General features: G+C 59.5%; 22 protein-coding genes and 1 tRNA gene. 11 read left to right on the forward strand and 12 right to left on the reverse strand.

The window, feature by feature from the left end; all coding sequences use genetic code 11:
* The first annotated feature begins 70 nt into the window (after positions 1-70).
* On the forward strand, positions 71-502 hold the full coding sequence (locus WG29040_RS03545; RefSeq protein ID WP_127195679.1) for a DNA methylase: 432 nt from the start codon (positions 71-73) through the stop codon (positions 500-502).
* The gene (locus tag WG29040_RS03550; protein WP_127195680.1) at positions 499-1,251 is read left to right on the forward strand and encodes a DUF72 domain-containing protein; all 753 of its coding nucleotides are present in this window, start codon (positions 499-501) and stop codon (positions 1,249-1,251) included. Before WG29040_RS03545 ends, WG29040_RS03550 begins: the two co-directional genes overlap by 4 nt.
* Here WG29040_RS03550 and WG29040_RS03555 read toward each other — a convergent pair.
* Both WG29040_RS03555 and WG29040_RS03560 read right to left on the reverse strand, forming a co-directional pair.
* Complete coding sequence (locus WG29040_RS03555) at positions 1,200-2,579, reverse strand: heavy metal sensor histidine kinase (protein WP_127195681.1); 1,380 nt, start codon at positions 2,577-2,579, stop codon at positions 1,200-1,202. The genes WG29040_RS03550 and WG29040_RS03555 overlap by 52 nt on opposite strands.
* Positions 2,572-3,246 carry a heavy metal response regulator transcription factor gene (locus WG29040_RS03560; RefSeq protein ID WP_010656843.1) on the reverse strand — a complete coding sequence of 225 codons (675 nt, stop codon included), beginning with the start codon at positions 3,244-3,246 and terminating at the stop codon, positions 2,572-2,574. The genes WG29040_RS03555 and WG29040_RS03560 overlap by 8 nt, the downstream gene beginning before the upstream one ends.
* 135 nt (positions 3,247-3,381) lie before the next feature.
* On the opposite strand from WG29040_RS03560, the gene WG29040_RS03565 reads away from it, so the two are divergent.
* Entirely contained in the window at positions 3,382-3,861 is a 480-nt protein-coding gene (locus tag WG29040_RS03565; protein ID WP_127195682.1) for a heme-binding protein, read from the forward strand.
* A 32-nt stretch (positions 3,862-3,893) separates the two neighbouring features.
* Complete coding sequence (uraH, locus tag WG29040_RS03570; protein ID WP_127195683.1) at positions 3,894-4,304, forward strand: hydroxyisourate hydrolase; 411 nt, start codon at positions 3,894-3,896, stop codon at positions 4,302-4,304.
* Positions 4,305-4,342: 38 nt separating this feature from the next.
* On the opposite strand, the gene WG29040_RS03575 is transcribed toward uraH, so the two are convergent.
* Genes WG29040_RS03575 through WG29040_RS03595 form a run of 5 tightly spaced genes read right to left on the reverse strand, consistent with a single transcriptional unit; the run spans position 4,343 to position 8,526 of the window.
* A complete protein-coding gene (locus WG29040_RS03575; protein ID WP_127195684.1) occupies positions 4,343-5,566 on the reverse strand; it encodes a methyltransferase in 1,224 nt (407 codons plus the stop codon).
* On the reverse strand, positions 5,547-6,236 hold the full coding sequence (locus WG29040_RS03580; protein ID WP_003438518.1) for an ABC transporter permease: 690 nt from the start codon (positions 6,234-6,236) through the stop codon (positions 5,547-5,549). Before WG29040_RS03580 ends, WG29040_RS03575 begins: the two co-directional genes overlap by 20 nt.
* Positions 6,236-6,928 carry an ABC transporter permease gene (locus WG29040_RS03585; protein WP_003438519.1) on the reverse strand — a complete coding sequence of 231 codons (693 nt, stop codon included), beginning with the start codon at positions 6,926-6,928 and terminating at the stop codon, positions 6,236-6,238. Before WG29040_RS03585 ends, WG29040_RS03580 begins: the two co-directional genes overlap by 1 nt.
* 58 nt (positions 6,929-6,986) lie before the next feature.
* Positions 6,987-7,739 (reverse strand): transporter substrate-binding domain-containing protein, encoded by a 753-nt coding sequence (locus tag WG29040_RS03590; RefSeq protein ID WP_003438520.1) that lies wholly within the window; start codon positions 7,737-7,739, stop codon positions 6,987-6,989.
* A 13-nt stretch (positions 7,740-7,752) separates the two neighbouring features.
* Positions 7,753-8,526: an ABC transporter ATP-binding protein gene (locus tag WG29040_RS03595; protein WP_003438521.1), complete on the reverse strand. Its 774-nt coding sequence runs from the start codon at positions 8,524-8,526 to the stop codon at positions 7,753-7,755.
* 535 nt (positions 8,527-9,061) lie between these two features.
* On the opposite strand from WG29040_RS03595, the gene gabP reads away from it, so the two are divergent.
* The 4 genes from gabP (at position 9,062) to gltS (ending at position 13,595) form a co-directional block, all read left to right on the forward strand.
* Positions 9,062-10,453 (forward strand): GABA permease, encoded by a 1,392-nt coding sequence (gene gabP, locus WG29040_RS03600; protein ID WP_010656840.1) that lies wholly within the window; start codon positions 9,062-9,064, stop codon positions 10,451-10,453.
* Between the two features lie 190 nt (positions 10,454-10,643).
* Positions 10,644-11,369 carry an IclR family transcriptional regulator gene (locus tag WG29040_RS03605; protein WP_003438523.1) on the forward strand — a complete coding sequence of 242 codons (726 nt, stop codon included), beginning with the start codon at positions 10,644-10,646 and terminating at the stop codon, positions 11,367-11,369.
* Positions 11,370-11,389: 20 nt separating this feature from the next.
* Complete coding sequence (hutG, locus tag WG29040_RS03610) at positions 11,390-12,328, forward strand: formimidoylglutamase (RefSeq protein WP_127195685.1); 939 nt, start codon at positions 11,390-11,392, stop codon at positions 12,326-12,328.
* Positions 12,329-12,386: 58 nt separating this feature from the next.
* Positions 12,387-13,595 (forward strand): sodium/glutamate symporter, encoded by a 1,209-nt coding sequence (gltS, locus tag WG29040_RS03615; protein WP_003438528.1) that lies wholly within the window; start codon positions 12,387-12,389, stop codon positions 13,593-13,595.
* A 12-nt stretch (positions 13,596-13,607) separates the two neighbouring features.
* Here the strand turns inward: gltS and WG29040_RS03620 are convergent, their stop codons facing one another.
* Together WG29040_RS03620 and WG29040_RS03625 are read right to left on the reverse strand one after the other, a co-directional pair.
* On the reverse strand, positions 13,608-15,881 hold the full coding sequence (locus WG29040_RS03620) for an ATP-binding protein (protein ID WP_127195686.1): 2,274 nt from the start codon (positions 15,879-15,881) through the stop codon (positions 13,608-13,610).
* Entirely contained in the window at positions 15,878-16,483 is a 606-nt protein-coding gene (locus WG29040_RS03625) for a biliverdin-producing heme oxygenase (protein ID WP_127195687.1), read from the reverse strand. The genes WG29040_RS03620 and WG29040_RS03625 overlap by 4 nt, the downstream gene beginning before the upstream one ends.
* 207 nt (positions 16,484-16,690) lie before the next feature.
* Here WG29040_RS03625 and WG29040_RS03630 point away from each other — a divergent pair, with 207 nt between their 5' ends.
* From WG29040_RS03630 to WG29040_RS03640, 3 genes are all read left to right on the forward strand, one after another.
* Positions 16,691-16,939 carry a DUF1272 domain-containing protein gene (locus WG29040_RS03630; protein WP_003438536.1) on the forward strand — a complete coding sequence of 83 codons (249 nt, stop codon included), beginning with the start codon at positions 16,691-16,693 and terminating at the stop codon, positions 16,937-16,939.
* A 76-nt stretch (positions 16,940-17,015) separates the two neighbouring features.
* Positions 17,016-17,369 (forward strand): metalloregulator ArsR/SmtB family transcription factor, encoded by a 354-nt coding sequence (locus tag WG29040_RS03635; protein WP_003438539.1) that lies wholly within the window; start codon positions 17,016-17,018, stop codon positions 17,367-17,369.
* 19 nt (positions 17,370-17,388) lie between these two features.
* Positions 17,389-18,681 carry an arsenic transporter gene (locus WG29040_RS03640; RefSeq protein WP_003438542.1) on the forward strand — a complete coding sequence of 431 codons (1,293 nt, stop codon included), beginning with the start codon at positions 17,389-17,391 and terminating at the stop codon, positions 18,679-18,681.
* Positions 18,682-19,485: 804 nt separating this feature from the next.
* Here WG29040_RS03640 and WG29040_RS03655 read toward each other — a convergent pair.
* From WG29040_RS03655 to WG29040_RS03665, 3 genes are all read right to left on the reverse strand, one after another.
* Positions 19,486-20,361 carry an alpha/beta fold hydrolase gene (locus WG29040_RS03655; protein WP_127195688.1) on the reverse strand — a complete coding sequence of 292 codons (876 nt, stop codon included), beginning with the start codon at positions 20,359-20,361 and terminating at the stop codon, positions 19,486-19,488.
* A 59-nt stretch (positions 20,362-20,420) separates the two neighbouring features.
* Entirely contained in the window at positions 20,421-20,891 is a 471-nt protein-coding gene (locus WG29040_RS03660) for a hypothetical protein (RefSeq protein ID WP_003438556.1), read from the reverse strand.
* A gap of 165 nt (positions 20,892-21,056) precedes the next feature.
* Positions 21,057-21,132, reverse strand: a tRNA-Phe gene (locus tag WG29040_RS03665).
* Between the last annotated feature and the right edge of the window lie 71 nt (positions 21,133-21,203).

The raw sequence follows: 21,203 nt of genomic DNA on the forward strand, positions 1-21,203 counted from the left end.
GGACCCGAAAAAACGAACTTCCGCACCTGGTGTTTTTCATATCTACACAGGGCTGATGAGGGAGCGCGTCATGACTGAAGTGATCACCGCCAACGATCTGGGCATCAGGTTGCAGGCCAGCGATGAGACCGCCCTGTTCAAATGGTTCGTTGCCAGTTTTTTGATGGGCAAGCGAATACAGGCACCGATTGCCGCCAGGGCTTATCAGGTTCTGGTCGAAGAGCACGGCTGTGACTCGGCCCGGCGTCTGGCGCAGCTTTCCCATCGGGAACTGGTGTCGATTCTCGGTAAGGCACATTACGTGCGTTACGACGAAACTACCGCCACCCGTCTGTCTGCCCTGGCCAGGAAACTGCTCGATGAATATGACGGTAAATTCGCCGCCCTCTGTAGTACCGGTAAAGATCGCCACACCTTTGAACGTCGCTTGCTGGAATTCGACGGTGTGGGGCCCAAGACTGTGGAAATATTTATGCGCGATGCCGCTGCGGTGTTGTTTTGAACCGCGTCTTCGTGGGCTGCGCCGGATGGAGCATCGGTCGTGAATACTGGCCACGTTTTGCCAGTGACGGTACGCATTTGCAGCGTTACGCCGGGCGCTTTTCGGCCACCGAAATCAACAGTTCATTTTACCGGCCCCACCGTGCGCAGACTTACCTGCGGTGGGCTGACAGCGTAGGGCCGGACTTCCGATTCTCGGTCAAATTAGCCAAATCGATCACCCATGATCGGCGCTTGCAGAGCTGCGAAGAGGAGCTGGACAGTTTTTTTGCGCAATGCACGCAGTTGGGCGATCGCCTGGGCTGTGTGTTGGTGCAATTACCGCCCGGGTTGATGTATGAACCGCAGATTGCACGGGCGTTTTTCCAGGAGGTGCGCCTTCGGTACAAAGGTTCATTGGTGCTGGAGCCGCGTAACGACTCATGGCTGGTGGCCGATGAGCTGTTACAGACATTGCATATCGGCCGGGTTGCCGCTGATCCGGCGGTATTAAGCACGGGCTTTCAACCGGGCGGGTGGCCTGGGGTGCAATATTGGCGCCTGCATGGCTCGCCGCGCATTTATCACAGTGAATATGGCGTAGCCCGACTCAGGGCGCTGGCAGAACAGGTGCTCATGGGCGCAGCGTCTACGACCGAGTACTGGTTCATTTTCGATAACACGGCCAGCGGTTTCGCCATCAACGACGCGCTGACCTTTCAAGCACTCATGGGCAACGCCGGGAACCCCAGCTCAAACAACGTTCCCTGAGCGTCGCTGCGTACCCGCACCTGTCCGTGATGCAACAGCATGATCGAGCGCACGATCGCCAGCCCCAGCCCGCCGCTGTCACCGGGTTCTGCACGGGAGGGATCGACGCGGTAAAACCGGTCGAACAGTCTGTCCAGATGTTGCGGGTCGATGGGCGGGCCCTGGTTATGTACGCCAACCCAGCAATATTGGGCGTCATCACGGCGTTGCAAGGTGATGGTTGTCCCGGCTTCGGCATGGCGCACGGCATTGGCCAGCAAGTTACCCAGGGCCCGTTGCAGCAACTGCTGGTCAACGTTCAGCACCCCTGTCAGTGAGTTGATCAGCTGTAACTGACGGTCTTCTGCCAAGGCTTCAAAGTAATCGCACAACTCCTCGCCCACGGTCTGCAAGTCCAGGGTTTGCAGTTGCAGGGGCCGTTGGCCGTGATCGGCACGGGCCAGGAAAATCAGGTTTTCGACCATGCGGTTCAGCCGTTCGTACTCTTCGATATTCGACGCCAGCAGTTCCTGATACTCGTCCGGGCTGCGTGGCTGGTTCAGTGCCAGGCTGTTACTGCCCAGCAAGTTGTGCAGCGGCGTGCGAATTTCGTGGGCCAGGTCGGCAGAGAATTGTGACAGTCGGCCAAAGCTGTCTTCGAGGCGAACCAGCATTGCGTTAAGTGCCTGTACGGGCTCTTTCAGCTCTGCCGGAAAATTGTCGGCGGGCATGCGTTGATCGAGGCTGCGGGGGGTGATGTCGCGCATGGCCTGCGCCAGTTCACGCAGAGGCACCAGACCGCGTCGCAACAGCAGCAAGCCAAGGCCGAAGGCGAGTACTGCGCCAAAGCCTACCGCCATGTACAGACGCCCCCGGTAGCTGGCGAGCATTTGCTCACGCTCTTGCAGGCGTTTGCCGACGGTGACAATCAAGCGCTCGTCACCCGGGCCTTGTGCCACCCCTGTGAGCAAGGCGATGTTATCCACAGTCTGGATGTCAGACCGTAGCGGCGACGAATCCTGAGCAATGGGTGTCAGTTCGGGCAGTGCTTGCTGATGCGGATTGATGGCGATGACCCGACCCCCATCGCTACGTTTGACCAGCAACACACTGTCCAGATTGCCCAGCATGTTTTGATACAGGCGCGGACGCTCCTGCAGGGCTTCGAGGCTGTCGCTGTCGTGCAGCAGGGCCCGGACCTGCTCGAGACGACCGAGCAGTGCCTGATCGTCGCGAAATGTCAGCTCCGAGGCCAGCGAGCGATACAGAAACACTCCGATCACACTCAGCACCAGAGCGCAGGTCAAGGCAATCGCCAGGGCCAGACGCCAGGCGATGGATCTATTCATCCGGGGCTTCGAGCTGGTAGCCGACACCGCGTACGGTGTGGATAAGTTTTGGCATGTACGGGTCGTCGACCTTGGAGCGCAGGCGGCGTACGGCGACTTCAACCATGTTGGTGTCACTGTCGAAGTTGAGGTTCCAGACCTGGGAGGCGATCAAGGTGCGCGATAACACTTCACCCTGGCGGCTGGCCAGCAGGTGCAGCAATGCGAACTCCTTGTTGGTCAGGCTGATGCGTTGACCGCCACGGCTGACGCGCCGGCGCAGCACATCGATTTCGAGGTCGGCAATGGTGTAAGACTCGGCCTCGCGCAACGGCCCGCGACGCAGCAGGGTGCGCACCCGGGCCAGTAATTCGGCAAAGGCGAAGGGTTTGAGCAAGTAATCGTCGGCCCCCAGTTCCAGGCCGCGAACCCGGTCTTCGATGGCGTCCTTGGCGGTCAGGAACAGTACCGGGGTGGCGCCACGCTGACGGATCAACTGCAGCAGTTGCCAGCCGTTGAGCCCCGGCAGCATCACGTCCAGGATGATCAGGTCGTATTCCTGCTGCTCAACAAAGTAGCGTCCGTCCAGCCCGTTCAGCGCCACATCTACCGCAAAGCCTGACTCGCCCAGGCCTTTGGCCAGGAAATCGGCCGTCTTGGCTTCATCTTCAACCAGTAACAAACGCATCGCACACCTCGATCAATCGTCTGCACAGGCTAGGCGTCTTCTGTGGCATTGCCTATTACAAACTTGTAATGCAACTGACGGGGTTTTGACGGAGCTCTCTGGCTAAGGTGTCGGCACTCGTTAAGGAGCTTGCCGATGATGCTGAAAACTTTGCTGTTATGGACTGCGATGGGCGTTGCCGGTGCGGCCCAGTCTGCGCCAAACCTGGCGCGTCATGCTGATCTGGACCTGGCCACCGCCCGCCAGCTGGCCGATGCCACGCTCCAGCACTGCTCCGGTGCGCTGAGCGTGCTGGATCGCGGTGGCAACGTACTGACGGCCATGCGCCCCGAGGCGGTAGGCCCGCACAACCTGCTGGCCAGCCAGCGTAAAGCCTTTACCGCGCTGTCGAGCAAAACCCCGACCCGTCTGTTTGCCGAGCGTGCGCGCAGCAATCCCGAAGCTGCGAACCTCAACTCCATTGCTGAATTGTTGCTGCTGGGCGGTGGTGTGCCGCTGTTTGCAGACGGTGAGCTGGTGGGCGCGCTGGGTGTGGCGGGGGCCGGTGGTGCGGAGCAGGACGAGGCCTGCGCAATCAAGGCCGCTGAACAGATTGGCCTGACGACTCAACGCTGAGTTGAGTGTTTTTTAACCATTGAGGAAGACCGATGAAAGCTTTGCGAATCACTTTGACGGCCTTGAGCCTGAGTGCAATATCGAGCCTGGCACTGGCGGCGGGCAACCCTTTGAGCGTGCATGTGCTCAACCTTGAAAACGGCCTGCCTTCGCCAGGGGTTAACGTAACCCTGGAAAAATACGTTGGCCAGAACTGGCAGCCGCTGGCACAGGGTGTGACCAACGAACAGGGGCGCATCGGCGAGTTGTTCCCGGAGAAACAGGCAATGGAAGCGGGTCAGTACCGGGTGGTTTTCAAAACCGGCGAGTACTTCAAAAAAGCGGGGCGGGATACTTTCTTTCCGGAAATTCCGGTGATTTTCGAAGTGAAAAATGCGGATCAGCACTATCACATTCCGTTGCTGCTGAGCCCTTACGGGTTCTCGACCTATCGCGGATCGTAAACCGCAGCCAATCATTGTGGGAGCGGGGCTCCCACAAGTTATCCACAGCGCTGCGCCAGCAACATCAGATTGCGCGGGGTCAGGTGGCTGTCGCAGAACTCCCCAAGCTGCACCTCATAGCCGCGCTCACTCAGGTACAAGGCCCGATCCAGCACCAGCCACAGTTCCATCGGGCGGCGGAACAGCCCGCGTACCAGCTCCAGATTGCGCACCTGTGCCAGCCGTTTCCAGCCTGCTGCCTGAAGTGCAGGCCAGTCTTCTTCGCCGTTTGTGGATAAGTTCTTCAGCTGCGCCAGGTCTTGGCAGTATTGAGCGAAAGGCTTATTGAGCCAGGTTCCGGGCAGCGAGGGTGTGGATAAGTACTGGTCGCACTGACGGTGCTGGCGTTGCCACAGGTCGAAGCTCAGGCGTCGCGCCATTGACTCATCGCGCTGGCGCCGCACCCGGCTGCCGGCGGTCACGGTTTCGCTCATCGGCAAGCTCAGGTCCTGCAGTGACAGATGCAGGGTCGAGGTGCGGGCCGCTGTGGATAACGGCTGATAGTGGGTGGCGCTGATACGGTTGTAGCAGCAGGGCGAGATCGCCAGTTGTGCACAACCCGCGGCGCTGGCCAGTTGCAGCAGGCGCACATGCAGATCACCACAGGCATGCAGGGCGACGGGGGTCATGTCGGCCCGCAGGTGTAATTCGACGTCAGGGGCGAGGACGTCCTGTTGTACGTGCCGGGCCGGCAAGTGGTGACGCTGGCTCAGCGCCTGACCTGCGTCGATCAGGGCCGGGTCGTATTCCAGACACGTCAGCTGCTGCTCACCGGTTAACAGCCGGCGTCCCAAATGGCCTTTGCCCGCGCACCAGTCCAGCCAGTGAACGGGGGCCTGCCTGAAGTCAAGGCTTTGGGCAAAGGCTTCTATTTGCTGCCATTTGCGGCCCGGGACGTCCATTTGCAAGCGCTGGGGGGCCGGTGCCAGGGCTTGCCCGGGCAGGCGCTCGACGCTGCCGAGGGCGAGGGAGGTGGCGGCCAGTTGCGGGAACGGCGCGGGGGCAGACAGGTATTGGGGCTGGTTGTGACTGGCTTCGGCGTCTTGCAGGGAGCGCCCGCGCAGCCACCGGGCCAATTCGGGATGTTGCGCTTCCCACGGCATATTCAGTTCGGTGAATGGCCGTGGGCGCCACAGGTGCTGGTGGTCGCGCAAAAACCTGTCCAGTGCCTCGAAGCGGGCGAGCAGGGGCTCGCCCTTGTGATTAACGCCCCTGGCAGGCATCGACGCGCAACCAGCGCTCCAGCAATTTGAAGCCCTGAATCAGCACAAACGACATCACCAGATAGATCACACCGGCTATCAGGAACATGTCCACCGTCTGGTAGGTGCGGGAAATGATGGTGCGGGTCATGCCGGTCAGTTCCAGCAGGGTCACGGTGCTCGCCAGCGAGCTGGCCTTGAGCATCAGGATCACTTCGTTGCTGTAGGCCGGCAGGCCGATACGCGCAGCACGGGGCAGCACGATATGCACCAGGGTCTTGAAGCGCGACATGCCCAGGGCGCGTGCGGCTTCGATTTCACCCGGCGGGATGGCCTGGATTGCACCGCGCAGGATCTCGGCGATGTACGCTGCGGTGTGCAGGGTCATGGTGATCACCGCACACCAGAACGGGCTGCGCAGGTACGGCCACAACACGCTTTCACGCACTACATCGAACTGCGACAGGCCGTAATAGACCAGAAACAGCTGGATCAGCAGCGGCGTGCCACGGAAGAAAAAGATGTAGGCATAGGGCAGCGAACGCACGTACCACAGGCTGGATGAGCGGGCGATACCCAGTGGAATGGCGACAATCAGACCGGCGATGACCGAAAGGGCAGTCAGCTCCAGTGTCAGGGTTGCGCCCTGAATCAGCTTGGGCAGCCACTTGATGAAGAGTTCCAGGAGCATTACGTTCTCCTCACAAAGCCGCGCGCCGCGCGTTTTTCAAGCACATGCATGGTACCCATGGCCAGTACGGTCAGGCCCAGGTACATCACGGCAGCCACCATGTAGAAGGTGAACGGGTGTTTGGCGAAGGTCACGGCGTTCTGTGCCTGACGCATGATTTCTTCCAGACCGATGACCGATACCAGCGCGGTGTCTTTCATCAGGATCATGAACAGGTTGCCCAGGCCGGGCAGGGCAATACGCCACATTTGCGGCAGCACCAGCTTGCTGAAAATCCGCGGCCTCGACAGGCCCAGCGCCAGGCCCGCTTCGCGGTGGCCTTTGGGGATGGCCAGAATGGCACCGCGGAAAACCTCAGTGGCGTAAGCGCCAAAGCACAGTCCCAGAGCCAGCACACCCGCCGCGAAGGCACTGAGGGTGAGGTCGGGCATGCCGATGAATTCGCCGAGGGCACGTACGGCATTCACGCTGCCGAAGTAAATCAGCAAGACCCACAGCAGCTCCGGAACGCCGCGCACCAGAGTCGAATACGCGCCGCCCAGCCATCGCAATGGTTTGTAGGACGAAGTTTTGGCCAGTGCACCGAGCAACCCGAGCACCAGGCCCAGACACAGCGCAGTGAGTGCCAGTTTGACGGTCATCAGCGCGCCAGCGGCAAGCGCCGGGCCGAATCCGTATAAGTCGATAGTCATAAATTAGGCAGGCTTTGCTAGGGACCGGCGCAGCCTTGCGGCGCGCCGGTCAGGCAGGTCATTCAATGCTGAATGGGAAATACTTGTCGTTGATCTTTTTGTAGGTGCCGTCTTCTTTGATTTCTTTGAGCGCGAGGTTCAACTTGGTACGCAAGTCGCTTTCGCCTTTACGCAAAGCAATGCCGACCTTGTCGTCTTCGTTGATCGGGTTGCCCTTGAACTCATAGTCCTTGCCCGCCGGATCATCCTTCAACCAGCCATAGATGGCGTACTTGTCAGCCAGCAGTGCGTCTACACGGCCCGAGGACAAGTCGAGATAGGCGTTTTCCTGGGTATCGTACAAGGCGATGTCCCCACCCACGTTATCTTCCAGCCACGTTGCGGCCTGGGTTGAGCGCTGGGTGCCCAGTTTTTTGCTTTTCAGCGATTCAATGTCGGTTTTGAAATCGACACCTTTCTTGGCCACGAACTGCTGTTTGTTGGAGTAGTACGGGTCTGTGAAGTCGACAGCCTGTTTGCGGTCATCAGTGATCGACAGGGAAGAGACAATAAAGTCGTACTTCTTGGCGTTCAGTGCGGGAATGATGCCGTCCCAATCCGAGGTCACAACTTCGCACTCGGCTTTCATCTTGGCGCACAGGGCCATGGCAATGTCGTAGTCAAAACCGACCACTTGCCCGCTGGCGTTCTTGTTGTTGAACGGAGGGTAGGCCCCTTCGATCCCCACTTTGTACTTATCAACAGCCAGGGCATTGGCACTGAATACCAGGCTGGCGGCAGCGGCCAGGAGAAGCTTTTTATAGTTTTGCATTCGTGTTGCTCCGTTAGCGGTTGCTGGACATGAATTGTTTACAGCGCGCTGAAACCGGGTTGTCGAACACCTGTTCTGGCGACCCTTGCTCTTCGATCAGGCCCTGGTGCAAAAACACGACTTGCGAAGACACCTGGCGGGCAAAGCCCATTTCGTGGGTGACCAGCAGCATGGTGCGACCTTCTTCGGCGAGCGCGCGGATAACACTAAGTACTTCCTGGACCATTTCCGGGTCAAGTGCCGATGTGGGTTCATCGAACAGGATTACTTTGGGCTGCATGGCCAATGTGCGGGCAATTGCGGCACGTTGTTGCTGGCCGCCGGACAATTCTGACGGATAGGCATGGCGTTTTTCGGCGATGCCGACCTTGGCCAGCAACGCTTCGGCAACTTCGATTGCCTCAGCCTTGCTCTGGCCCAGGACACGACGGGGAGCCTCGATAATGTTGTCGAGGATGGTCATGTGCGGCCACAGATTAAAGTTTTGAAATACAAAACCCAATTCACTGCGCATGCGATTGATCTGCTTGCCGTCGGCTGCGACCAGTTCGCCATTTTTGGCTTTCTTGAGCTTGAGTTCTTCGCCTGCGACCAGGATCTGGCCCTCATGGGGGTTTTCCAGCAGGTTGATGCAGCGCAGCAGGGTCGACTTGCCGGAGCCGGAAGAACCCAGGATCGAGATCACGTCACCGTCGCGTGCGGTCAGCGAGATACCTTTAAGTACCTCAAGCTCGCCGTAGCGTTTATGCAAGTTGCGGATTTCAAGCGCGGGCGTGGCCAAAGCCATGTGCGTTCCTCATTGTGTTCGGGAGCGATCCTGCTGTGTGGCGGCCAAGCTAGCATAGGGCCACAAAGGCAACCAGCTGCTCTAAAGGAACAAAAGGCGAGAGGGTGGCCGTTTGTCGCATCCCGACAGCAGACTGTCGCGCGGACAACAACCGACCCTGTAATTTGCCGCTCGGCCAGACAGGTGTCGCTTAAAAAAGGTCGCGATGTTGCCAGCTTTGGCCCTGTGTTGGAAGCGTGAACCTACTAAAGGGCACAGATGCGCACCGCTTTTGGGCCATACGGGCAGTTTTGAGTATTTTTGGTGCGTTTTGGTGCCTGTGACTGAGTGTTACGGTAACGCTTTGGCAAAAAGCCATTACTCTCAACGGGTTGCAACGCCAGAGATGAATCGATGCAGCCCGCGCAAACCGTGCACTTGTCACATTTTGGCTCATTTATTGCGTAAATAATTCTAAACGCCCCGTTGGTTACTTTTTACGAGAAGGTAAGCAGGCGCGGCGCTCGGAATGGCTTTCACTGCAAAGGTAGTCCCAATGAGCAATACGCAAACTCCTAACGGCCTGGAGCAAGGGCTCAAACCACGGCATGTGACCATGCTGTCGATTGCCGGGGTCATCGGTGCCGGTCTGTTTGTCGGCTCCGGACACGCGATTGCACAGGCGGGTCCTGCAGTGCTGCTGGCATACGCCGCAGCGGGTACGTTGGTGGTGCTGGTGATGCGCATGCTGGCCGAAATGGCCGTCGCATCCCCTGACACCGGTTCGTTCTCCACCTACGCCGACCGTGCCATCGGGCATTGGGCCGGCTTCACCATTGGCTGGCTGTACTGGTGGTTCTGGGTGCTGGTCATCCCGCTGGAAGCCGTCGCCGCCGGCACCATCCTGCATGCGTGGTTCCCCGGTACGGAGATCTGGGTATTTACCCTGGTCATCACTCTGTTGCTGACCGCGACCAACCTGTTCAGCGTCAAGAACTACGGCGAATTCGAGTTCTGGTTTGCGCTGGTCAAAGTGCTGGCGATTATCGGCTTCATCATTTTGGGGCTAATGGCGATTTTCGGCCTGCTGCCAAACAGTCAGGTCAGCGGCGTTTCGCATTTGGTGGACAATATGGGCTTTATGCCCAACGGCATGGGCGCTGTGCTGGCCGCCATGCTGACCACCATGTTCTCGTTCATGGGCACGGAAATCGTGACCATCGCGGCGGCTGAATCCAAAGACCCGAGCAAGCAGATCACCAAGGCCACCAACTCGGTGATCTGGCGTATCGGCTTGTTCTACCTGGTGTCGATCTTCATCGTTGTGGCACTGGTGCCGTGGAACGATCCGGGCCTGGCCCAGTTCGGCTCCTATCAGACCGTGCTTGATCGCATGGGCATTCCGAATGCCAAGCTGATCGTCGATATCGTGGTTCTGATCGCGGTTACCAGCTGCCTGAACTCGGCCCTCTACACCTCGTCGCGCATGCTCTACTCCCTGAGCAAACGCGGTGATGCGCCGGCGGCTGCCAAGCGTACCAACGCCAGCGGCACCCCTTACTGGGCGGTGATGATGTCTACCGGTGCAGCCTTCCTGGCCGTGTTTGCCAACTATGTCGCACCGGCAGCCGTGTTCGAGTTCCTGCTGGCCAGCTCCGGCGCCATTGCGCTGCTGGTGTACCTGGTGATTGCCATCTCGCAACTGCGCATGCGTCAGAAGCGTACGGCGCAGGGTGAGACCATCTCCTTCAAAATGTGGCTGTTCCCGGGCCTGACCTGGGCGGTCATCGTGTTTATCGTCGCCATCCTGACCATCATGCTGTTCCAGGAAGCGCATCGAGTTGAAATCATGGCCACCGGTTTGCTGAGCATTCTGGTGGTAGTGGCGGGCCTGTTGGTGGCACGTCGCCGACGTATCGAGAAGTTGGGGGCACCCGTACTGAACTGACGCCAGGACGGCGTTCCACCTTCAGTACAGCGGGCCGCCATCCCTCAGGATGGCGGCCTTTTTTGTGGGCGCAAGCAGGTGAATTGCTTACCGCTGATCGTTATCTGGCGGATTTTTCCCACTCAGTGGGAATCAAGTTTCAGCTAATGGGAAACTCCGTGCACCATGCCCGCAAGAGCATGAGGCCGATATGAACTACAACACGCCCACTGATCGTTTGCTGCAGATCCTCGTCACTCTGGGGCAATCCGGCGAGGCGATCTCCGCCAAAGAACTGTCCGAGCAGCTGTCACAGCCGCTCAGCAGCACCTATCGACACCTCAAGACCCTGTTGCGCTGGGGCCTGGCCGAAGAAAACGGTCAGGGCCGCTATTTGCCGGGGCCTGCCTGTTTGCAGCTGGCCAAGAAGTTCGATCGCGAAGCCGTGCTGGTGACGCTGGCCAAGGCTGAACTCAAGCGCCTGGCCGAACAGAGCCAGGAAAGCGTGGCATTGATGGTGCCGAGTAATGGTCAGGCGATTTGCATCGAGCTGGTCGACAGCCCGCAACCGCTGCGCTGCTGTTACCAGAAAGGGCTGGCCCAGCCGCTGTTGGTCGGTGCTTCGGCACGGGTGTTACTGGCGTACATGGATGAGGCACAAAGCCTGCCGATTCTTCAGGCGCAGGGCATCGAAAGTGAAGAAATCGCCACTTATCAGCGCAATTTTGCCGAGATTCGCGCGACCGGCTATGCCGTGAGCCTGAGTGAAATTGACGACGGCATCTGGGGCGTCAGTGCGCCGGTGGTCGACAGCCGCAATCGCCTGCTGGGTGCTATCAGCCTCATGGCCCCGGCCATCCGGGCACAACACCGCAGTGAACGCCTGATCCGCTGGACCCAGGATGTAGCGCTGCGCCTGAGCGCCCGGCTCGACTGAATTTGACTGGAGTTTCAAGCATGACCATGGTTCCCGAGATGCAGGTGTGGACAGGCCGCGTAGACGCTGCCGAAGGGCAGGGCGCACTGCGCTGGCATCAATGGGTCAAGCCCTTTGCCCGGAGCCAGCCTGCGGGCGCGGCACTGATCGGACTGGCCTGCGATGAAGGGGTCAAGCGCAATCAAGGCCGCACCGGTGCCCGCCTGGGGCCGCCGGCCTTGCGCAAGGCCCTGGCCAATCTGGCCTGGCACGGCCAGGCGCCGCTGTATGACGCGGGCGATGTGGGCTGTACCGACAGCGACCTTGAAGGCGCACAGCAGATCTACGCCTCCCACGTCAGCTTCCTGCTCGACCAGGGGCACTTGCCGTTGGGGTTGGGTGGCGGCCATGAAATCGCTTTTGCCAGCTTCAGCGGTCTGGCCGATCACTTGCGTCAGCGCAGTCCGCAGGCGCGGATCGGGGTTCTGAACTTCGATGCCCACTTTGATTTGCGGCATGCCGGGCAAAGCAGCTCGGGCACTCCTTTCCGGCAGATTGCCGAGTATTGCCAGCGTGCCGACATGCCCTTTACCTACTGTTGCCTGGGCGTCAGCCAGCTGAATAACACCGCTGCGCTGTTTGAACAGGCCGAGCAACTGAAGGTGCGTTACCGCCTCGACCGGCAGATGAACAGCTGGGACATCTCTGCCTGCGAAGCCCTGATCGACGAATTTTTGCAAGAGGTCGACCACCTCTACATGACCATCTGTCTTGACGTTTTGCCCGCCAGCCAGGCGCCCGGGGTCAGCGCGCCGTCTGCCCATGGGGTGGACATGCAGATCGTCGAGCATCTGGTACGCCATGCCAAAGCCAGCGGCAAATTGCGCATGGCCGACATTGCCGAGCTCAATCCGAGCCTGGACACCGATAACCGAACCGCCCGTATCGGCGCGCGTCTGCTCGCCAGCCTGATTGATTGAGTTTTTCCGTATATCCCTGAAACCGCTTGTTGAATCATAAGAAAAAGAGAAATTCGCCATGCTGACATTCGAACTGGATGCGTTGAGCACCCTTGCTCTCGCGCTGCTCCTGCTGGGCCTGGGTGCCCAATTGAAAAAACGCAGCTACTGGCTGCGCCAACTCTGTGTTCCGGCACCGGTGATTGGCGGCTTTGGTTTTGCCTTGGTGATCTGGCTGTTACGTGATCGGCAACTGCTCGACCTGACCCTCGATACCAGCCTGCAAACGCCGTTGATGGTGGCGTTTTTCACCACCGTCGGCCTGGGGGGCAGCCTGGGGCTGCTGCGCAAGGGCGGCAAGTTGCTGTTTATCTACCTGGGTGCGTGCTGGGGCCTGGCCCTGGTGCAAAACGTGGTGGGTGTCAGCGTGGCCAAGCTGCTGGGTATCGACCCGTTGCTGGGGATCATGGCCGGTGCGGTGTCGCTGGAAGGTGGTTTCGGTGCCGCGGCCGCGTTCGGCCCGATTGCCGAGAACCTCGGTGCGGTAGGCGCGACCACTGCCGCTTTGGCGGCCGCGACCTTCGGCATGGTGGCCGGCGGTTTGCTGGGCAGTCCGCTGGCGCGCTGGTTGATCGAGCGCAACAAATTGACGGTCAAGGCGGAGGAAGTGGGCAACCTCAAGGCTTTCGAAGAAGTGGTCCACACCCCGCCGGCGGCTCTGGATGCTGCGACCTTGCTGCGGTTGCTGACCTGCATCGTGGTGATCATGGTCCTGGGCTTCTGGCTGGGCGGCAGCTTGCAACAGCATTTGGGCATCGTACTGCCGAGCTATGTGGGCGCGATGTTCGTGGCCATCATTCTGCGCAATATCAATGACCGCACCCAGGCTGTAGAGATGCCCGATCATGCCGTGAGCACCATTGGCGACGTGAGCCTGGGCATGTTCCTGACCATGGCCATGATGAGTCTCAAGTTCTGGGAACTGGAGAAGCTGGGGTTGCCGCTGCTGGTGATCCTGGTGGTGCAAGTGGTGATCATGATCCTGCTCTGCGTGTTCGTCCTGTTCCGCCTGTTTGGCCGCAACTACGACGCTGCAGTCCTGTGTGCAGGCTTCATGGGGCACGGTCTGGGAGCGACACCCAATGCCGTGGCCAACATGGGTGCCATCTGTGACCACTACAAAGTGTTCTCCTACAAGGCCTTCATCATCGTGCCGTTATGCGGCGCAGTGCTGATCGACATTGTGGCCATCCCCATGATCACCTGGTTTATCAACGCGTTCAGCTAAGGTCAGGTGATGTCAGGCCAGCTCTTGTGGGAGCTGGCTGCCTTCGACAGGCTCTACGCGGCGCACGGTAAAGCGGAATTCACTGCCTTGGCCCAGGGTGCTTTGTGCACTCAACAGGCCGCCGTGGGCCTTGATGATCCCTTGAGAGATGTACAGCCCAAGGCCAGTGCCAGAGGTATTTCCTTCCTTCGCCGTCCAGTAGCGTTCAAAGATGTGCGGCAGTTGCTCGGCCGGGATGCCTTTGCCGGAGTCGCATACGCTGAACACAATGTCGTCTCCGCTGGTTATGGCGGCCACTTTGATGGTGCCTTGAGCAGGGGTGAACTTGATCGCGTTGCTGATCAAGTTCGACAGCACCTGGAACAGACGCTCGGGGTCGGCATGGATTTTCAGATCGGGCTCTGAGTGGAAGGTCAGCTCGAGCCCCTTGTCGGTGGCCAATGGCGTCAGCAACGACAGCGCTTCTTCAAAGATCTGGGTCACGTCCAGTGACTGGGGGGAGATCGTGTAGCGCCCGGCTTCTATCTTGGACGTATCGAGCAAATCTTCGAGCAGGATGTTCATGCGGCTGGTGGCCTGTTGCATGGTGTCGATGGCGGTTGTGATGCGCCGTGAAGCATGGGAGCCGTCACTGCTGAAGGTTTTCTGCATCATCCCGCACAGCATGGAGATGATGGTCATGGGGTTGCGCAAGTCGTGTGACACCACCGCCACCAACTCATCCCGCGCCCGTACCGCCTGCTGCTCGCGCAGAACCTGACGGCTCAGGTCGTTTTCCAGTGCCGAGCGACGCAGGTCGTTGGCTGCGAACAAATCGCCGTGGCTCCATTTTTCGCAGATACCGTCCACCTCGACTTTCCACAGCTCGAACGAGGTGCGCGGGCTAAGTCGCAAACCGGTAGCGCTGCGTTCCAGGTTCAGAGGTTTATTCGGGTCGCCACTCCACGGGATGCTTTCTTTGATCTCGCTGCGAAACCACAGCACGGCATTGTCCACAGGCTTGGGCAGGCACATGGCCAACAGGCCGCTGGCGACGTCCTTGTACTCGGTGGCCGGGGCATAAACCGTCGACAGGCTGTGGGTGGAAAATACAGGGTCGCCGGATTGCTTGAACCATCGGTACAGATCACGGATTTGTTCGGGGTGCGGGCATTGGCCATAACGGTGCAGCACTTTGTCTTCGATGATGGCTACACCGCTGGCCCGGGTCAGTTCCATCAACAACCGTGGCTCCAGTGCCAGACCGTCGAACACATTTTCCGGGCCTTGCTCCATGGCGCTGTTCAGGTGCACCAGAGCGTCTATTTTTGCTTCTCGCTGGCGGCTGATTTCCAGGGTTTGCAAGGCACTGATCTGTAAGGACAGGACCTGGCCAATAGTCTGGCACGCCATGCGCAGCTCGTGCGGCACATGCAGGGGGGTGCGATGACCGCAACTGATCAGGCCCCAGAGCCGTTCGCCATCCATCAGGGAGATACTCATCGAAGACAGTACGCCCATGTTCTGCATGTATTGGCAGTGGATCGGCGACACGCTGCGCAAGGCTGCTCCGCTGAGGTCCAGGGCTTGCCCCGTGTCTGGGCGCAGTTTGGGGACCAGCTGTACCGGCTCATAGGCCGCGTCGGGAATGATGCGCAGCCAATGGGTGCGATACAGCTCGCGCGCCTGCACCGGGATGTCCGAGGCCGGAAAGAACATGCCGTTGAACAGCTCCATCGCAGGGGCTGAGGCTTCGGCGATGACCTGGCCGTGACCCTCTTCATGAAAGTGGTAAATCAGTACCCGGTCATACCCGGTCAGGGCCTGAATCTCGCTGACGCAGATTTCGTACAGCGCGGGCAGTGTCCTGGCCGCCTGCAGGCGTTGCAGTACGCGGCTCAGGTTGCGCACTTTGGCCATCGTGCTGTTGAGCTCGGTTTCATCGGGCTTTAACTCAAGTTCCAGAATCAGGGTGCCGTTGCTGCGGTGTAACAAGCCCTCCCAGGTCAGCCCCTGCAGATTCAGCTCCAGTGGCGGCATATCGATTTGCTCGACGAAGTGGCTGGCTTGTTGCACCGCGGCGGCTGCCTGCGGGCCGGTCAGCATCGACAGCGGTTGATTCAACAGGGCTGCAGGCAGCATGCCGAACAGCGTCTCGACATTGGCACTGACCTGCTGGATGAGCAGCTCGGGACCGCAGAGGGTCACCAAAATACCGTGGGGCTGAATGGCCCCCGGAAAACGAATGGGCTCGTCAGCGCAGTTGGCCAGCAAGACTTCAAAAGCTTCAGTATCCAGTGGGTTCATAACAACACCTCCTGACGTTCTAACCATTGCTCGAAACAGCTGAAAGTAAAACAGGCCGCCTTGACGGCCTCGGCGCGTGCCCCGGCGTCCAGCGGCATTGCGCAGAGAAACTCCAGGAACGATTTCCAGTTGCGGCCGGTGGCTTCGCCATATACATAGAGAAAGGCGCCACCGTCATGGGCTTGCAGCCCCAGGCGCTCGGATATTTGTTTGCGCAAGATATTGCCGCCCAGCGTGGCACCCTCAAGCACATATAAAACACCAAGCACACTGGCTTCGCTGTTCAACTGCGGCAGGGTCGGGCACAGCGAGAGTGTCCCGGGATTGATGCCCAGGGCCTGCAGATCTTGCTCCAGGGCCTGAGTCTTTAGGCGTGCGTGCAGGTCAAAGCCCGGCGGGATCAAGGGGCTGTTTGCAAGCCTGCTCTCCATGGCCTGGTAGAACCCGTAATAGGCCGCCAGCAAGCGTGTGTAACGTTGCAGGTCAAGGCTGTCCGAGAAAAACGGCAGGCGCTTCTCAAGCGCGACATGCAGGGTCTGGGTGCCGGAGCGGAGCTCGTGCAAAACCGAAGGCGTTGGCGGGGAGCTGGATTCGTATGGCATGCCGTGTGACGGGGCTCTCTGTGTACGCTTTGAAAGGAGCGCTGATCAAGATATGAAGGCGTGAAAATCAAAAAGTGCCATTCATTCAGATAGAAGGTTTTGATCTCACGCACAGCTCCGGCATTTTTACGCGCAAATTAACGATTGGCTTTTTGTTGGAAGCGTCTTAACTGCAACAACGAATGTTTTCGTCCAGCCGAGGTGCTCATGCTCGAATTACGCCCCAATTGCGAATGCTGTGATTGTGACCTTCCGCCTGATTCGTCCCTTGCGCGGATCTGTTCATTCGAATGCACGTTTTGCGCCTCCTGTTCGGAGCAAAAGCTGGGCGGTCTTTGTCCTAACTGCGGCGGCGAGTTGGTGGTGCGGCCGCGTCGGCCGGACAACAAGCTGGGCAACAACCCTGCATCCAAAACCCGAGTGAACAAGCCTGAAGGATGCAGCACCCGCAACTGACCTGAGCGGTTTATCCTGGTTGTTATTACATATGGAAATTCATATATTCGGATTCCCATATGCAAGGCGATGCGAGATGACGGACGATTTTTCCCCTCCGGCGATTTTTAAATGTCTGGCTGATGCCACCCGCATGCGCTCGGCGCTGCTCATCGTGCAAGAAGGTGAGCTGTGCGTGTGTGAGCTGATGTGCGCGCTGAATGACAGCCAGCCCAAAATCTCAAGGCATCTGGCGCAATTGCGCAGCAGCGGGCTGCTGCTGGACCGGCGTCAGGGCCAGTGGGTTTATTACCGGCTGAATCCGGCGCTGCCGCAGTGGGTCGTGGCGGTTCTCGACACCACCCTGAACGCCAACGGCCAATGGCTGCGCGACGATATGCTGCGCCTTGCAGCCATGGGCGATCGCCCTCAACGCAACCGCTGCTGCTAAGCCGGGTCGGGAGAGTTTTATGTTGGCTGCAGTTGCAATTTTTGTGTTCACGATTGTGCTGGTCATCTGGCAGCCCCGAGGGCTCGGGGTGGGCTGGAGCGCTTCTCTGGGTGCGTTGCTGGCCCTGATCTTTGGTGTGGTGCAGCCGGGCGATGTGCCTGTTGTATGGGCGATCATCTGGAATGCCACGGGCACTTTCGTGGCGCTGATCATCATCAGCCTGTTGCTCGATGAAGCCGGGTTCTTTGCCTGGGCGGCCTTGCATGTGGCGCGCTGGGGCAGGGGCCGCGGTAAAGGTTTGTTCGCTTGCATGGTGTTGCTTGGGGCCCTGGTTTCGGCATTGTTTGCCAACGACGGCGCGGCGCTGATCCTCACCCCGATCGTGGTCGCCATGTTGTTGGCGCTGCGATTTTCACCGGCGGCGACCCTGGCATTTGTGATGGGGGCCGGCTTCATTGCCGACACCGCGAGCTTGCCGCTGGTGGTGTCGAACCTGGTCAATATCGTCTCGGCGGATTACTTCAAAATCGGCTTCAACCAGTACGCCGCGGTGATGGTGCCGGTCAACCTGGTGAGCGTGGCTGCCACGCTGGGCATGCTGCTGTGGTATTTCCGGCGCGACATTCCCGCCGCCTACGACCCTGCGCAGCTGGCTGATCCGGCCAGTGCCATCAATGACAAAGCCACCTTCGTGGCGGGCTGGTGGGTACTGGGGATCCTGTTGGCGGGCTGTTTCGCCCTGGAACCGCTGGGGATTCCCATCAGTGCCATCTCGGCCCTGTGCGCGGCTTTGTTGCTGGGCATCGCGGCTCGCGGGCACAAAATCTCCACCCGCAAAGTGCTCAGGGAAGCCCCCTGGCAAATCGTGATTTTTTCCCTGGGCATGTACCTGGTGGTCTACGGCCTGCGTAACGCCGGGCTCACCGATTACCTCGCGGGCTGGCTCGACGGCTTCGCCCGCTACGGTGTGTGGGGCGCGACCCTGGGGACGGGGCTGCTGGCAGCGTTGCTGTCATCGGTGATGAACAACCTGCCAACCGTACTGATCGGAGCCCTGTCCATTGACGCCAGCAACGCTAGCGGGGTGATCAGGGACGCCATGATCTACGCCAACGTGATCGGCAGCGACCTGGGGCCAAAAATCACCCCCATCGGCAGTCTGGCCACTCTTTTGTGGCTGCACGTACTGGCGCGCAAGGGGATCCGCATTAGCTGGGGTTACTACTTCAAGGTCGGGATCGTGCTGACGTTACCGGTGCTCTTGATCACTTTGGCGGCACTGGCCGTGCGATTGGGAGGCAGCCCCCTGTAGGAGCGAGCTTGCTCGCGAGCTTTTCAATCCGCCAACAGCTTGCGTTGCAAGCTCGCTCCTACAGGTTTTTTTGCGTCCGGAGGGGTGTTGTATGGCGCCGGGTATATCGTCCGCCAGCTCTCCTGCCTGTAACCATTACCGATATCTTCGGGGCTGATGCGCAAATGTATGCGGGGTTGGCGCTGTAGGAGCGAGCTTGCTCGCGAGCTTTTCAGTCCGCCAACAGCTCGCGAGGCAAGCTCGCTCCTACAGGTTTTTTGGCGTCCGGAGGGGGTGTTGTATGGCGCCGGGTACATCGTTCGCCAGCTCTTCCGGCTGTAACCATTACCGATATCTTCGGGGCTGATGCGCAAATGTGTGCGGGGCTGGCGCTGTAGGAGCGAGCTTGCTCGCGAGCTTTTCAGTCCGCCAACATCTCGCGAGGCAAGCTCGCTCCTACAGGTTTTTTGGCGTCCGGAGGGGTTGTTGTATGGCGCCGGGTACATCGTCCGCCAGCTCTCCTGTCTGTAACCATTACCGATATCTTCGGGGCTGATGCGCAAATGTGTGCGGGGGCTGGCGCTGTAGGAGCGAGCTTGCCTCGCGAGCTTTTCAGTCCGCCAACAGCTCGCGAGCAAGCTCGCTCCTACAGGTTTTTTTGCGTCCGGAAGGGGTTGGTGTATGGCGCCGGGTACATCGTTCGCCAGCTCTTCCGGCTGTAACCATTACCGATATCTTCGGGACTGATGCGCAAATGTATGCGGGGGCTGGCGCTGTAGGAGCGAGCTTGCCTCGCGAGCTTTTCAATCAGCCAACAGCTCGCTCCTACAGGTTTTTTTGCGTCCGGAGGGGCGGGTGTATGGCGCCGGGTACATCGTTCGCCAACTCTCCGGCCTGTAACCATTGCAGGGCAATCGGCCACAGGCTGTCCTGGAATCGGCTATGGAAATACGCGAAATGGCCGATCTCTGTTACACCGATATCTTCGGGGCTGATGCGCAAATGTGTGCGGGAGCTGGCGCTGAAATGGCTGAGCAGGCGCTCGATGGCCGCTACGGTGCCGAACGGATCGTCGCTAAGGCTGATGGCGAGGGTTCTGGCGCTTACTGAGGCAAAGGGCAGGGTGGCAAGCTGGCGAGCGCTGGGGAGTTGTCCGTAGTGCGTGCTGCAGGTCACCCAGTCCCGCACCACACCTGCCGGGGTATCTTCGAGCCAGCCCAGGCGGGTACCGGGGAAAAAGCCGCAGAGCCGGGTGAGCAGCGGCATGACCCCGTGCCACTTGGCGAACATCTGCCAGCGCTGTGCCGGCGCATAGTCGCGCCAGCAGGCAAATTGCGCCCCCACTGTCACTACGTGGCGAATAACCGCTCCTGAGGCCGCCAGGCCCACTGCACAGCCGCCAAAGCTGTGACCGACCACATCGATCGGCTGGCCCGGGCATTCGCGCTGTGCGCGCTTGAGGAGGGCTTCAAAGTCCAGCGATCCCCAGTCCGACCACGAGGCCTTGAAGCCGCGCAGTGATCCTGTGCGCGAAGCCCCGATGCCGCGGTAGTCAAACAGCATCACGTCCATGCCATGGCTGAACAGATACTCGGCAAAGCGCGCGTAGTAGCTGCAGCGCACCGAGGTGGCGGCGTTGATGATGACGACGGCGCGCGTGGCATCCGCCGCGGGCTGGCGCCATTCAAGACCGCCCAGCAAGTAACCGTCAGCAGCAGGCTCGGTGAATGCCCGGCTGACAGGTCGGGGCAGGGCAGCTGTCAGTGGGCGCTCCGGGTGCTGCGTTCCTGCAGCAGGCGCGAAGCTTCGACGTAGGCTTTGTGGAATGCCGGGGTTTCGATCCAGGCCACGGCACTGTCTTCATCGTCGCCATGGATGGCAATCCGGTACTCGATCAGCAGGCCCATCAGGAAGTCGGTCGCCGGTTCTTCTTCCTCTTCCGAGATCACCAGCTCCAGTACCGGGTATTGCAGGAACACCGTGCACATGGTTTGCAGGTTGATGGCTTCGGCGGCCTTCATGACCTGGAACAGATCGTCGTAATCGGCCGGGTCAAAGCCGTTGTCGAGGATGTCCTGGAAGTTGAAGGTGCTGAGGTCGATTTTTACGTCATCGAACGGATTGTCGATCAGGGTCGCAGCCGAAGCTTTGGCCGGTTTGCCGACGCGGTTCTGTTTGGCTTTGGATTTGGCCCGCTGCGCGTGCTTTTGCTGTTTCTTTGGCGTTGCCATGAAGGTGTGTCCTTTGCAGGCTGAGGAGAGGATTGAACCCCATCTCTTTGCAATCGCCAAGAGAGGTGGCGCCACCGGGTATAAATCGCGCCCAACAAAAAACCCGCACTAGGCGGGTTTCTTGTTTGCTTTGAGGTGGTGCGAACACCACATCAATGCTGAATGTGGTGCCCAGAGACGGAATCGAACCGCCGACACGGGGATTTTCAATCCCCTGCTCTACCGACTGAGCTATCTGGGCAACGGGGCGCATTAGAAGCCTTTTTCGATTATCCGTCAAACACTTTTTTGAAAAATATTTAACTATTACCG

Source organism: Pseudomonas sp. PAMC 29040, assembly GCF_003994535.1.
Classification (GTDB): Bacteria; Pseudomonadota; Gammaproteobacteria; order Pseudomonadales; family Pseudomonadaceae; genus Aquipseudomonas; species Aquipseudomonas paraversuta.

What these genes read in the sequence shown, in the direction of transcription:
- WG29040_RS03545 (WP_127195679.1), top strand. Translation starts at nt 71, where the DNA reads ATGACTGAAGTGATCACCGCCAACGATCTGGGCATCAGGTTGCAGGCC.
- WG29040_RS03555 (WP_127195681.1), bottom strand. Translation starts at nt 2,579, where the DNA reads ATGAATAGATCCATCGCCTGGCGTCTGGCCCTGGCGATTGCCTTGACC.
- WG29040_RS03560 (WP_010656843.1), bottom strand. Translation starts at nt 3,246, where the DNA reads ATGCGTTTGTTACTGGTTGAAGATGAAGCCAAGACGGCCGATTTCCTG.
- WG29040_RS03565 (WP_127195682.1), top strand. Translation starts at nt 3,382, where the DNA reads ATGATGCTGAAAACTTTGCTGTTATGGACTGCGATGGGCGTTGCCGGT.
- uraH (WP_127195683.1), top strand. Translation starts at nt 3,894, where the DNA reads ATGAAAGCTTTGCGAATCACTTTGACGGCCTTGAGCCTGAGTGCAATA.
- WG29040_RS03575 (WP_127195684.1), bottom strand. Translation starts at nt 5,566, where the DNA reads ATGCCTGCCAGGGGCGTTAATCACAAGGGCGAGCCCCTGCTCGCCCGC.
- WG29040_RS03580 (WP_003438518.1), bottom strand. Translation starts at nt 6,236, where the DNA reads ATGCTCCTGGAACTCTTCATCAAGTGGCTGCCCAAGCTGATTCAGGGC.
- WG29040_RS03585 (WP_003438519.1), bottom strand. Translation starts at nt 6,928, where the DNA reads ATGACTATCGACTTATACGGATTCGGCCCGGCGCTTGCCGCTGGCGCG.
- WG29040_RS03590 (WP_003438520.1), bottom strand. Translation starts at nt 7,739, where the DNA reads ATGCAAAACTATAAAAAGCTTCTCCTGGCCGCTGCCGCCAGCCTGGTA.
- WG29040_RS03595 (WP_003438521.1), bottom strand. Translation starts at nt 8,526, where the DNA reads ATGGCTTTGGCCACGCCCGCGCTTGAAATCCGCAACTTGCATAAACGC.
- gabP (WP_010656840.1), top strand. Translation starts at nt 9,062, where the DNA reads ATGAGCAATACGCAAACTCCTAACGGCCTGGAGCAAGGGCTCAAACCA.
- WG29040_RS03605 (WP_003438523.1), top strand. Translation starts at nt 10,644, where the DNA reads ATGAACTACAACACGCCCACTGATCGTTTGCTGCAGATCCTCGTCACT.
- hutG (WP_127195685.1), top strand. Translation starts at nt 11,390, where the DNA reads ATGACCATGGTTCCCGAGATGCAGGTGTGGACAGGCCGCGTAGACGCT.
- gltS (WP_003438528.1), top strand. Translation starts at nt 12,387, where the DNA reads ATGCTGACATTCGAACTGGATGCGTTGAGCACCCTTGCTCTCGCGCTG.
- WG29040_RS03620 (WP_127195686.1), bottom strand. Translation starts at nt 15,881, where the DNA reads ATGAACCCACTGGATACTGAAGCTTTTGAAGTCTTGCTGGCCAACTGC.
- WG29040_RS03625 (WP_127195687.1), bottom strand. Translation starts at nt 16,483, where the DNA reads ATGCCATACGAATCCAGCTCCCCGCCAACGCCTTCGGTTTTGCACGAG.
- WG29040_RS03630 (WP_003438536.1), top strand. Translation starts at nt 16,691, where the DNA reads ATGCTCGAATTACGCCCCAATTGCGAATGCTGTGATTGTGACCTTCCG.
- WG29040_RS03635 (WP_003438539.1), top strand. Translation starts at nt 17,016, where the DNA reads ATGACGGACGATTTTTCCCCTCCGGCGATTTTTAAATGTCTGGCTGAT.
- WG29040_RS03640 (WP_003438542.1), top strand. Translation starts at nt 17,389, where the DNA reads ATGTTGGCTGCAGTTGCAATTTTTGTGTTCACGATTGTGCTGGTCATC.
- WG29040_RS03660 (WP_003438556.1), bottom strand. Translation starts at nt 20,891, where the DNA reads ATGGCAACGCCAAAGAAACAGCAAAAGCACGCGCAGCGGGCCAAATCC.